The 11644-nt window shown below is 57.6% G+C and carries 14 protein-coding genes; 9 read left to right on the forward strand and 5 right to left on the reverse strand.

Annotation, left to right across the window (positions count from 1 at the left end):
- Positions 1-179: 179 nt before the first annotated feature.
- The 3 genes from radC to rpmG all read left to right on the forward strand — a co-directional run bounded on the left by radC (position 180) and on the right by rpmG (position 1474).
- Positions 180-854 carry a RadC family protein gene (gene radC / locus QVZ43_RS05160; RefSeq protein WP_302909121.1) on the forward strand — a complete coding sequence of 225 codons (675 nt, stop codon included), beginning with the start codon at positions 180-182 and terminating at the stop codon, positions 852-854.
- Positions 855-1070: 216 nt separating this feature from the next.
- Positions 1071-1307 (forward strand): 50S ribosomal protein L28, encoded by a 237-nt coding sequence (rpmB, locus tag QVZ43_RS05165; RefSeq protein WP_206644468.1) that lies wholly within the window; start codon positions 1071-1073, stop codon positions 1305-1307.
- Positions 1308-1318: 11 nt separating this feature from the next.
- Positions 1319-1474, forward strand: coding sequence for a 50S ribosomal protein L33 (gene rpmG, locus QVZ43_RS05170; RefSeq protein ID WP_071263342.1), 156 nt, complete (start codon positions 1319-1321; stop codon positions 1472-1474).
- 92 nt (positions 1475-1566) lie between these two features.
- Here rpmG and QVZ43_RS05175 read toward each other — a convergent pair whose 3' ends face one another.
- From QVZ43_RS05175 to QVZ43_RS05185, 3 genes are all read right to left on the reverse strand, one after another.
- Positions 1567-2427 carry an endonuclease/exonuclease/phosphatase family protein gene (locus tag QVZ43_RS05175; RefSeq protein WP_223794747.1) on the reverse strand — a complete coding sequence of 287 codons (861 nt, stop codon included), beginning with the start codon at positions 2425-2427 and terminating at the stop codon, positions 1567-1569.
- Between the two features lie 53 nt (positions 2428-2480).
- Positions 2481-3119 carry a thiol:disulfide interchange protein DsbA/DsbL gene (locus QVZ43_RS05180; RefSeq protein ID WP_223794748.1) on the reverse strand — a complete coding sequence of 213 codons (639 nt, stop codon included), beginning with the start codon at positions 3117-3119 and terminating at the stop codon, positions 2481-2483.
- A 158-nt stretch (positions 3120-3277) separates the two neighbouring features.
- Positions 3278-3886: a c-type cytochrome gene (locus tag QVZ43_RS05185; protein ID WP_223794749.1), complete on the reverse strand. Its 609-nt coding sequence runs from the start codon at positions 3884-3886 to the stop codon at positions 3278-3280.
- Between the two features lie 179 nt (positions 3887-4065).
- On the opposite strand from QVZ43_RS05185, the gene yihA reads away from it, so the two are divergent.
- Positions 4066-4701 carry a ribosome biogenesis GTP-binding protein YihA/YsxC gene (yihA, locus tag QVZ43_RS05190; protein WP_223794750.1) on the forward strand — a complete coding sequence of 212 codons (636 nt, stop codon included), beginning with the start codon at positions 4066-4068 and terminating at the stop codon, positions 4699-4701.
- 198 nt (positions 4702-4899) lie between these two features.
- On the opposite strand, the gene QVZ43_RS05195 is transcribed toward yihA, so the two are convergent.
- Positions 4900-5574 carry a TetR/AcrR family transcriptional regulator gene (locus QVZ43_RS05195; RefSeq protein WP_302909122.1) on the reverse strand — a complete coding sequence of 225 codons (675 nt, stop codon included), beginning with the start codon at positions 5572-5574 and terminating at the stop codon, positions 4900-4902.
- Between the two features lie 169 nt (positions 5575-5743).
- Here QVZ43_RS05195 and QVZ43_RS05200 point away from each other — a divergent pair, with 169 nt between their 5' ends.
- The 5 genes from QVZ43_RS05200 to QVZ43_RS05220 all read left to right on the forward strand — a co-directional run bounded on the left by QVZ43_RS05200 (position 5744) and on the right by QVZ43_RS05220 (position 10330).
- On the forward strand, positions 5744-7189 hold the full coding sequence (locus QVZ43_RS05200) for a coniferyl aldehyde dehydrogenase (protein ID WP_302909123.1): 1446 nt from the start codon (positions 5744-5746) through the stop codon (positions 7187-7189).
- A gap of 68 nt (positions 7190-7257) precedes the next feature.
- Positions 7258-7896, forward strand: a complete 639-nt coding sequence (locus QVZ43_RS05205) for a hypothetical protein (RefSeq protein WP_302909124.1) — start codon at positions 7258-7260, stop codon at positions 7894-7896.
- Positions 7897-7929: 33 nt separating this feature from the next.
- Positions 7930-9522 carry a GMC family oxidoreductase gene (locus tag QVZ43_RS05210; RefSeq protein ID WP_302909125.1) on the forward strand — a complete coding sequence of 531 codons (1593 nt, stop codon included), beginning with the start codon at positions 7930-7932 and terminating at the stop codon, positions 9520-9522.
- 64 nt (positions 9523-9586) lie between these two features.
- Positions 9587-10069 carry a pantetheine-phosphate adenylyltransferase gene (gene coaD, locus QVZ43_RS05215; protein ID WP_302909126.1) on the forward strand — a complete coding sequence of 161 codons (483 nt, stop codon included), beginning with the start codon at positions 9587-9589 and terminating at the stop codon, positions 10067-10069.
- 12 nt (positions 10070-10081) lie between these two features.
- Complete coding sequence (locus tag QVZ43_RS05220; RefSeq protein WP_223794756.1) at positions 10082-10330, forward strand: YfhL family 4Fe-4S dicluster ferredoxin; 249 nt, start codon at positions 10082-10084, stop codon at positions 10328-10330.
- A 24-nt stretch (positions 10331-10354) separates the two neighbouring features.
- Here the strand turns inward: QVZ43_RS05220 and QVZ43_RS05225 are convergent, their stop codons facing one another.
- Entirely contained in the window at positions 10355-11635 is a 1281-nt protein-coding gene (locus QVZ43_RS05225) for a DUF945 family protein (protein WP_302909127.1), read from the reverse strand.
- Between the last annotated feature and the right edge of the window lie 9 nt (positions 11636-11644).

Below are 11644 nucleotides of genomic sequence, written 5' to 3' on the forward strand. Positions count from 1 at the left end.
GGCCCCTATCCTCATAAAAATAAAGGCTTATAAGATAGCATGCCCGGCCCTTGCAGACAGCCTGCCCACGGCCCCGGACGTTTACCATTTGTTACTGTTTCCAGTAACCTTTGTAATCCTCAGACCTCGCGCCAGCCAAGGACAGGCTGGTTAGTCAATTCGCTGCAAGGAAGACAGCCATGGCAGACCCAAACTGGCCCTCGGACGAGCGCCCCCGGGAACGATTACTCCAGCACGGCCCGCAGTCCCTGTCAGACGCCGAACTGCTCGCCATTTTTCTTCGTACCGGCACCGCCGGCACGCCGGTTCTGACCATGTCCCGGGATCTGGTGATCCGCTTTGGCGGACTCCGGGGATTGATGACCGCTTCCCGGCAGCAGTTTTGCAGCATCAAGGGACTGGGACAGGCCAAATACGCCCAGGTACAGGCCGCCATGGAAATGGCCCGAAGAGTGATGGACGAACCCCTGCGACAGGGCGACCCTCTCAAATCCCCGGACGACACCCGACGTTTTCTCACCAGCCGGCTGGCCACCTACCCTCACGAAGTGTTCGCCGGCCTCTTTCTGGACAACCGTCACCGCGTCCTGCAGTACCGAGAGCTGTTTCGGGGCACCATCGACAGCGCCGCCGTCTACCCCCGCGAAGTGGTGCGCCAGGCTCTGGAAGACAATGCCGCGGCGGTCATTTTTGCCCACAACCATCCCTCTGGCGCAGCCGAACCGAGCCAGACCGACATCGAACTCACCCGCCGACTGAAAGATGCACTGGCATTGGTGGATATCAGGGTTCTTGACCATATGGTTGTCGGCCACGGTGAGGTAATATCGCTTGCCGAACGGGGACTGATGTGAACAACCGGACACCACCGCCGAAAAGTTGGCCAAATTCCCAACAATTTTTTGCGTTGGGGCATGAGTTCTGGTATAAAAGCGTCCCTTTCTGGCGGCGTCTGGCGAGCAGCGTTCAGTTTTAGCGGCGCGAACAGGAGCTTGAAGCTCCTCAGAAACCAGAGACGCATTAAAAACGAATTCGTATGATTGAGACCATTGCTCAGGTCGGAGGCAAGTATGTCCAGAGTTTGTCAGGTTACCGGTAAGCGCCCGGTCACCGGTAACAACGTATCCCACGCGATGAACCACACCCGTCGTCGCTTTCTGCCGAATCTGCAGAACCACCGTTTCTGGGTTGAAACCGAGAAGCGTTTCGTGAAGCTGCGCGTATCTACTAAAGGCATGCGCATCATCGACAAGAAAGGCATTGACGCTGTGCTGGCCGACATCCGTGCCCGCGGCGAGAAAGTATAAGGAGCCGCATCATGCGCGAGAAGATTAAGCTGGTATCATCAGCAGGCACTGGTCACTTTTACACGACCATGAAGAACAAGCGTAACACCCCGGAAAAGATCGAGATCAAGAAGTACGATCCGGTTGTCCGTAAGCACGTTGCGTACAAGGAAGCCAAGATCAAGTAATTGATCCGGCATCCAAGAAAAAACCCGGCCATGCCGGGTTTTTTTGTGCTTTCAATACGCTTTACCCAAAGACCGTATCGCCGGGACGATTATTAGAACGTTTTTACATAGCCCTTCGGCAGCGCAATATCCATAGCAATAGGCAGGTGGTCTGAAACCGGGAAACTGACCACCTCAGAACGCCGGATTTCCAGGGACGGGCTCACCAGAATATGATCCAGCGCTTTCTCCGGACGCCAGCTCGGAAAGCTATGCGCAGACTCCGGCAGAGGCACCAGATCGGTCTCTTTCAGGGGCGTCTGGGTCAACAACTCTTCCGCATGGTTATTCATATCGCCCATCAACACCACGTGCTGATAGTCCGCGATCAGCTCCCGGATATACCCCAACTGCCGCTGCTGCCCGGACTTGCTAAGCGACAAATGCATCAGCACCAGCACCAGCGGATCATCCTCTGCACCGTAGCGGGCAATGATGGCGCCGCGGCCGGGAATCAGCCCCGGCAACTTGTGCTCCGTCACATCCAGAGGCCGATAACGGCTCAGTAAGCCATTACTGTGCTGGGCAATCTGCCCCAGGTTCCGATTGAGTTGCTGGTACCAGAAAGGGATGCCCGCGGCTTCGGCCAGATACTGCACCTGATTGATGTAACCACTGCGCAGGCTGCCGCCATCACATTCCTGCAGCGCCACCACATCGTAATTGCCAATCAGATGGGCAATGCGATCGAGATTCTGGATGCGGTGCCGATGGGGCAGCACATGCTGCCAGCTGCGGGTCAGGTAATGTCGATAGGAAGACGTATTGATGCCCACCTGGATGTTGAAGGTGAGCAACCGGATGTGGCGATGAGGCTCGAAATCGGGCACATGCTCCACCCCGGAGGAGGTGCCACGGGGCTCACCGGCAACATTGAGAAACTCGCTCACCTGCTTGCGGATTCGCTTGTACATGGCACCTGTTCCACCGTCATACCGGACATCAGCTCAACCGCATCCCTTGCAGCTTATTCGGCCGCCTCGCCCTGCTCTTTGGCCACCAGATAGTCAACGACCTCAAGCACCTGCTCGTGACCGCCAGCCATGGAGGCACTGGTTTTGTATTTACCGTTAACCAGCATAGCCGGAACCCCGGTGATACGCGCCCCACGAATTTTCGCCTGCGCCTGCTGCATCCGGGCATTCACACCGAAGCTCTTGTAAGTACTGAGGAAAGTATCGGCATCCACACCGTAGCCCGCGACGAAGTCTGCGATCTCTTCCGGCGTATTCAGCGGTCGACGCTCGCCGGCCAGACGGTCGAACAGGGCATCGTGCACCTTATCCAGCTCACCCATGGCTTCCAAGGCGTAGAAGGCCCGGGCATGCGGCTCCCAGGAACGCCCCAGCGCAGCCGGCATCAGGACGAACTCAACACCTTCAGGCAGATCCTGTTCCCAGGCTTCGACCAGCGGCTTGAAACTGTAGCAGTGCGGACAGCCGTACCAGAAAATCTCAGCAACCTCGACATCACCCTCGGTGGCGGTTCTGACCGGCGTTGTGAGGGTTTCGTAGTGCGTGCCCTCTTCCCAGGTCTCGGCGCCGGCCTGCGCACCGAAGCCGACCGTCACCGCGAGAACAGCTGCTTGTCCGAGTTTTCTAATCATCAGGCATCTCCACTTTTATTGAGTAACTTGCTAACGGGTGATTATGACCCAGGCGCTTGAAAAAGTTCCACCGCACCAACAAATCATCAGGTTACAGATTGGAAAGCAACAAAAAACCCCGCAAGTTGCGGGGTTTTTGACGACGAACGAACGATCAATCAGTTCAGTCCAGACACGTAGCTGGACACTGCCTCGATTTCAGCATCGGTCAGCTTGGCCGCCACGTCCATCATGATCGCGGCGTTCGCGCCATTGTTACGCTCGCCGGCACGGTAAGCTTTCAGCTGCTTGGCCACATACTCGGCATTCTGGCCACCCAGGGCCGGATAACCGCCTGGCTCGTTGCCCTTACCTTGCGGGTTATGACATCCGGCACAGGCTGGCACACCAGAGGCCAGGTTACCACCACGGTACAATGCAGCGCCCTGCTCAACCAGTTCGGGATCCGCCTGACTGACGACCATCTCGTTGCTGTTGAAGTAAGCGGCCAGGTCCTGCAGTTCCTGGTCAGACTTGCCGTCCAGCAAACCCGTCATCTCGGCAATGACGCGCTCACCATCGCGAATAGCCGCCAACTGGTTGTACAGGTATTTCTCGCCCAATCCAGACAATTTGGGGTACGCGCCCATCACCGGCTTCTGGCCACCCTGACCATGACAGCCCGCGCAGACGGCGGCATTCTGCTCGCCCGCTTGAGGATCTCCTGCCCCGTGCGCCATCGCTGTGAGGCCAACACCGAGAACAACTCCTGCGATCAGTTTTTTCATGCTCGCTCCGCTTCTCTCATCCATCTATAAAGGTAGTCTTCATCGTGCAGCCGGCAGGCACTGATCAGTCAGGCTCAAAACCGGGGCTGTCAGCGGCCGCGCTCAGCGCGCCGCCCGGAATTGGTGTAGCATTATACATTAATCCCTGATAACTGAAATCCAAAGGAAAGCCGACCGCTGTGGACCCCGATCTGACTCCGAAAGCCATCTCCTATAACAGTGCCCGTTTCCTCATCAGCGCCTCCCGCCTGGACGAATGTCCGCCCGATATGGGCTCGGAGGTAGCCTTTGCCGGTCGCTCCAACGCCGGCAAATCCAGCGCACTGAACGCCATCACAGCAAACGGAAAACTGGCCAGGACCAGCAAGACCCCCGGGCGCACCCGGTTGATCAACTTCTTCACCCTCAACCGTGAAGGCTGCCGCCTGGTGGACCTGCCCGGGTACGGCTACGCCAAGGTATCCCGGGACATGAAGGACGACTGGCAACAACACCTGGGCCACTACCTGAACGACCGGCGGTGCCTGCGCGGCCTGGTGCTGGTAATGGATATCCGCCACCCGCTGACCGATTTCGACCAAATGATGGTGGATTGGTGCGAGCATAACAACCTGCCACTGATGATTCTGGCCACCAAGGCGGACAAACTGAAGTTCGGACAGGCCAAAACGGCCATGCTGGGCATTGCAAAGAAGCTGAAGCCGTTTGCTTGCGTGAAGCACCTGATCATGTTCTCGGCCACCTCGAAACGAGGCGTGGAGGAGTGCCGGGAAGCCCTGACCGACTGGCTGGAAAGCGCCGACCCCGCCGAATAATTTGCATCGTCCATACAAAAAGCCGGTCTGCCCAAGGACAGACCGGCGAAACGTCAGGGTTTGCGACGTGTGCTAAAACCTGAGAACTCACTCAGGAGACGCAGAAAGTCCGAATTTTCTACGTCACGAGTTTGGATAAGAGCACTCGGTGAAAGTTCCCAAGATCGCCTAATAATTGACTATAGTTTCGGTTTTTACCTAGCCCGATGTCTCACTTTCGTTCCGATCTGGCAACGTCGGCCGATACTTTTCCCTCAGAGCGAGCACTTGGTCACGATACCCGGACGTGAGATAGGGAACCTCAAGCGTCAGAACCTGGTAAATACCCTGCTTCAACTCGTTGATCGTCAGGTTTGCGTAGGTCTCCTTGGCGTGCGCCGTCTTCAGGAAGGCCATCCAGTTGGTGACCACCAGCCAGACGTTCAGCGACATGGCCGTGCGCAAATCCTCTGGCTGAGCCTCAATGATGCCGGCTTCGGCCAGCTTCTCGAAAATACGATGGATGGCCTTCAGGCAGCGGTTGGTGAACTCACGATAGTCCTGACGCAGGCGCGGATCGCTGTCCAGCAGATACTCCAGATCCCGGTGAAAGAAGCGATAGCTCCATAAACCATCGAACACCGACTCCAGATAGAACATCATGTCCTCCACAGTCATCGCCCGGTCTTCAGGAATATCCAGGTAATAGTCCACCAGCTTTTCGTACTCGAGGAAAATCTCGTAGATGATGTCCGACTTGTTTCGGAAGTGGTAGTAAAGGTTGCCCGGCGAAATCGCCAGGTGGGCTGCGATGTGATTGGTGGTGACATTGCGCTCACCCCGCTCGTTAAATAGCTCAAGGCTCGCAAGTATGATCTTGTCTCTTGTTTTCATACACCTGCCGGCATGGGTAACGGTCGTATTTCTGGATGGCCCGATTGACCACCGCCTTAACTTGACTGGCTAGAGTATATACTCTAATAATACAACCAAAGGCAAGTTGAGCATTTTTCCAACAACATTAATCAGCGCCTGCCGCAACAAAAAAATTGGAGACTCGAGTATGGGAGCCACCGTCGTCCAGCTCACCGAGAGCAAGAAGCAGATCCAACATACCCACCGGACGTTCGACGATCAAACCAAGGCGTTCCGTAAGAATCCCATGCCGCCGATCTCCGAACGCAAGGAAAACCTGAAACGGCTTAAGCGCCTGATCCTCAACAATCAGGATCGGCTGATCGAAGCCATCGACCGCGATTTCAGCTGCCGCTCAAAAGATGAGACGCTGATCGCCGAGGTCATGCCCTCGATCCAGTCCATCAACTACACCCTCAAGCACCTGGACGCCTGGATGAAGCCGTCCAAGCGACACGTATCCATGCTGTTCCGGCCGGCCAGCAACCGGGTTCATTATCAGCCCAAGGGCGTCGTCGGCATTATCGTGCCCTGGAACTACCCGCTGTATCTGGCTGTTGGTCCGCTCGTAGCCTCTCTGTCTGCCGGCAATCGCAGTATGATCAAGATGTCGGAATACACTCCGCACACGTCGGCTCTGTTCAAGGAAATCATCGAAGGTTCCTTCGCCGGAGACCTGGTCACCGTGATTACCGGCGAAGCCGATGTGGCCGCCGATTTCTCCGCCCAACCTTTCGACCACCTGCTGTTCACCGGCTCCACATCCGTGGGCCGTATGGTCATGAAGGCAGCCGCGAAAAACCTGACTCCGGTGACTCTGGAACTGGGCGGCAAGTCGCCCGCCATCGTTTCACCGGACGTACCGATGGAAGATGCCGCCCAACGCATCGCTTTTGGCAAGGCGTTCAACGCAGGCCAGACCTGTGTCGCGCCGGATTACGTACTGTGCCCGGCGGATCGGGTCCAGGCCTTCGTGGACGAATTCCGGTCTCGTTTTTCCGAAATGTACCCGACCATTCGGGACAACGACGACTACACCGCCATCATTAATGAGCGGCAGTACGCACGCCTGCAAAGCTACCTGGACGACGCCCGCGCAAAAGGTGCAAAAGTCATTGAAATCAATCCCGGTCGGGAAAACCTGGGAGATGGTACCCGCAAGATTCCACTGACTCTCCTGCTCAACACCACTCCGGACATGAAGGTCATGCAGGACGAAATTTTCGGCCCGCTGCTCCCGGTTGTCGGTTACACCGACCTGGAGGATGCCATTCATTACATCAATGAACGGCCGCGCCCCCTGGCCCTGTACTTCTTCGGGTACGACAAGGAGCAGCAGCAATACGTGGTGCACCAGACTCACTCCGGCGGCATGTGCATCAACGATGCACTGATGCATGTGGCCCAGGACGACCTGCCCTTCGGAGGAATTGGTGATTCGGGCATGGGTCACTACCATGGCAAAGAGGGTTTCCTGACCTTCTCCCATCACCGGGCCATTTTCACCAAGCAGAAATTCAACAGTGGCCAGTTTGTCTACCCACCGCACGGAACGCCACTCCACAAGATGATATACAAACTGTTCATACGCTGACTTTTCTGCGCGGCCACCGGCTTGTTCGGTGGCCGCCCGGCAAAGCAATAACAACAAGACAGGACGTCATGACACAGTCATCTTCCCGCCCCGACACCCCCACCGATGTCGCCAAACTCGACCGTCGAAGCTTCCTGAAAACCAGTCTGGGTGGCACCCTGTTCCTTGGTGCCGTCAGTACCACCATGACGCTTACCGGCTGTGCCTCACCCCCCTCTGAGCGCCTGCCAGCGGTGGGAACCCGGATGGATGCGCGCTATCAGTTCCGCTTCCTGACCGACACCGATATCGAGATTTTCGAAGCGCTGCTTCCGGCCATTCTGGGCCCCAGCTTGCCAGAGCAGCCACAATCCCGGCGGCTGATCATCGCCCACACCATCGAGCGCATGGATGCTGGCATCACCCAGTTTGGCCCGGCCAACCAGAGCGAGCTACGGCGCCTGCTTGATCTGCTGGGATTCAGCTTCACCCGCATCACCATTGCCCGGGTCTGGTCCAGCTGGCCAGACGTGACCACTGGCGAAGCCGAAGCCTTCCTCCAGCGCTGGCAAAACAGCAGCATCGGGCTGTTCAACAATGGCTACATGGCGCTGGTGAAAATCAGCAACGTCGCTTTTTATGGCCATCCGGGCCAGTGGCACCTTTCCGGCTACCCGGGGCCACCTCAGTGGGCTGTCGAGGCCCTGCCCCAATTCAAAAACGCCTGATCCCACCATCCGCCCAGAAGTAATGGAGTCATCATGTCAGTAAATGATCCTTTCACCGAAGGCCTGGAGTCAGGCTGGAAAGTCACGGACGGCGCCTCGCTTACCGAGAATCAGACCCTTGAGGCCGATGTGGTGGTCATCGGTACCGGCGCCGGCGGTGGGACCAGCGCAGAAATCCTGGCGCGGGCCGGACTTTCTGTGATCCTTGTGGAAGAAGGCGGGCTGTACCACCAGAAAGACTTCAAAATGGACGAATTAACGGCCTACGCCAGCCTGTACCAGGATGGCATGAGCCGGGTAACACAGGATGGAGCCATCGCGATACTCCAGGGCCGCTGCGTCGGAGGTTCCACCACCGTGAACTGGACGTCCAGCTTTCGCACCCCGGACGAAACGCTGAATTACTGGGCCAACCAGCTGGGCATGGGCGACCTCACCCCGGACGCGATGGCGCCCTGGTTTGATGGGCGGGAGCAACGCCACAACATCGAACCCTGGGCGGTTGATCCGAACACCAACAACGATGTCCTGCGGCAAGGCTGTGAACAGCTCGGCTACGCCTGGCAAATCATCCCCCGCAACGTAAAAGGCTGCTGGAACCTGGGTTACTGTGGTGTTGGCTGCCCAACCAACGCGAAACAGGGCGCCCTGACCACCACCATCCCGGGTGCTCTGGCGAATGACGCCACCCTGATTCACCGCCTGCGGGCGGATCGGCTGGTCATGAACCAGGATCGCATTGACCACCTGCTGGCCAGCGCCATGAGTGCTGACGGGGTATCACCCTCGGGAGTAACCGTCACACTGAAAGCGAGGCACTTTGTTGTGGCCGCCAGTGCCATCGGCTCGCCCGGCTTGCTGTTGCGATCGGACATTCCCGACCCCTTCAACCGCATCGGCAAGCGCTCCTTCCTGCACCCCGTGAATGCCACCACGGCAATCATGCCCGAGAAGGTTGAGCCGTATTATGGCGCGCCTCAATCCATCTATTCCGATGAGTTCAACTTCAAGGAAGGTGTCGATGGGCCGGCAGGCTTCAAGTTAGAGGTTCCTCCCCTGCATCCCGCCATGTCAGCGGGCGTGATCCCTCACCATGGCCAGAAACAGACCGATGCCATGACCAACCTGCCGTGGACCCAGTCGACCCTTGCCCTGGTACGGGACGGATTCCATCCAGACAGCCCTGGCGGCACCGTGAGCCTTCGGGGTGATGGCAGCCCGGTTCTGGATTATCCGATCTCCGACTATCTATGGACCGGCCTGCGCAAGGCGTTTGGTATTATGGCGGAGCTTCAGTTTGCTGCCGGTGCCAGGAAAGTGAGTTTCGTACACATGGATTCCGACTGGTACAGCAGTTGGGCCGAGGCCAGTGCCGCACTCGACAAACTGCCTATGGAAGCTCACCGCGTCCGGCTGTTCACCGCTCATCAAATGGGCGGTTGTGGTATGGGGCGGCATCCCGAGAATTCCGTGGTCAGCAGCTTTGGCGAGCATCATCACGTCAGCAACCTGAGCGTGCACGATGCCTCGATTTTCCCCACCAGCATTGGCGCAAACCCCCAGCTGTCGGTGTATGCTTTGGCAGCAAGGAACAGCAGCCGACTGGCAAGTAAACTCACCGGATGATCTTCACCGTTTTGGGAAATCGGGCAAACTGGTATCCTATGCAGCCCGACGAGAGGAGCGATGAATGCGGAAAGTCATCTACCCGGGCACCTTTGACCCAATTACCAACGGTCATACAGATCTGATCGAACGTGCCGGACGCATGTTCGACGAAATTGTGGTTGCCGTTGCCTACAATCCGAACAAAAAGCCACTGCTCGATCTTGAGGAACGCTGCGAACTGGTACGACTGGCAACCGCCCATCTACCCAATGTCACCGTCACCGGATTCAGCAACCTGCTCGCGGACTTTGTTCGGCAACAGGGCGCCACGGTGATCCTGCGGGGCCTGCGCGCGGTGTCGGACTTCGAGTTCGAATTCCAGCTGGCCGATATGAACAGGCGCCTGGCTCCAGAGGTAGAGAGTGTGTTCCTGACCCCGGCCAATCACCTGTCCTACATTTCGTCGACACTCATTCGTGAGATCGCATCACTGGGCGGAGAGATATCGGAGTTTGTCGATCCGGCCGTTGAAGCAGCCATGAAAAAGAAGTTTAACCAGTCCTGAGGTATCCAGCAGATGGCCCTGATCATTACTGACGAATGCATCAACTGCGACGTCTGTGAGCCTGAATGCCCGAATGAAGCGATTTCAGCGGGCGAAGAGATTTACGTGATTGATCCGAACAAGTGCACCGAGTGCGTGGGGCACTACGATGAACCCCAATGCCAGTTGGTGTGTCCGGTGGACTGCATCCCCCTGGATCCGAACCACAAGGAAACCCAGGAAGAGCTGATGGAGAAATACCACCAGCTGACCGGCCAGTAAAGGTCGCACTCAGGGGACGCTGATTTACAGCAGGGGCGGCAGCGGAAACTCCGTCCCGTTAACATCCAGAACCAGATCTTCCATCTTCCCGTTCATCACCAGCCGGTCACCTTCGGACACCAGCAGGCCCTCTTTGATCAAGGGCGCCATCTGTAGCCGTAAATCCGGATAATTGTCGATCAACGCCCGTGGCAGACTCAGCCCGAAATCCCCGGTCAGCTGCTGCATGACCAGCAGCATTCCAGCCTTCTGCTCCCCGGAGAGTTCCGGGTGGCGGATTTCTGCGTGCCCGGTGATCTCACCCTCCGGGGTCGTTACCATCAGCTCCGGCATAGCCAGCGAAAAACCCGCTGCTGCAACATCCCGCAAGGAAGAGCTCACCTGATCCATAACCGCATACCCCTGCTCCTGAGCCGCCGGACTTCCGCCGGCATGCAGAGCCTGCATACTGGAAAAGGCGTCCAGAAAGGCATTCCAGCTGGCGATATCCAGATTATTCAGTGACAAGCCAAGCCGGTGAGGGCCGTACGACTGGTCACCCTGAATAACCTCATCCACATTCAGGGCAACTGACGAACTCAGACGAGTATCGTTGTGCTGCGCCTCTGCCTGAGTGTTCATGCGCAGGCCCTGTAACCGGGTAGCAGGAAGGCCCGGTTGAGCCATCTCAACGGAACCAACCGAAAAATCCATCTGACCGGTCCATACATCACCGGCCAGGTGCTCCATGTCCTGCTCCATGTGCAGGTCAGCAAGCCGGATATCCAGCTCGGGACCCGACAGGCTGACGGACGGCCAAACCATCAGCGCCCGCGACCTTGCCCCGGCACCGGCCAGTTCCAATCGTGCGAGACCTCCGCTTGTCGTCAATGACTCGCCGGTACTGGCATCACTGATGGTCATCAGCGGCGCCTCCAGCTCCAGCGTGGCCTTGCCCCACAGGCGAGTTTCCAGCGTCAGCTTTGGCTCCGTCTCCGGAAACCAGTCAGTGCCAGCAGGTGACCAGCCACCCTCGGGCTCAAACGACAACAGGCTTCCGACTACCCCATGACTCACCCGGGCATGGTAGTGCCAGCGATGGGATTCCCCGGTCTCCGGGTTGGAAAACACCAGAACGCCTTCGACATCCGAACCCAGCACACCCCGGCGATAATCGGCCGTTTCCATCTGTAAAAATGGCTGTGCCCGATTCATCTCCTCAGTGGCTTGCTGCCACTGGATTTCAGTGACATAGCCCACCACCCAGGGCAAGGCGCCGGCCACCGCGAGGGTAACGGCACCAGCAATCATCCATGATTTTTTCACAGCGAATCT

Source organism: Marinobacter suaedae (assembly GCF_030519635.1).
In the GTDB taxonomy this organism is placed as follows: Bacteria; Pseudomonadota; Gammaproteobacteria; order Pseudomonadales; family Oleiphilaceae; genus Marinobacter; species Marinobacter suaedae.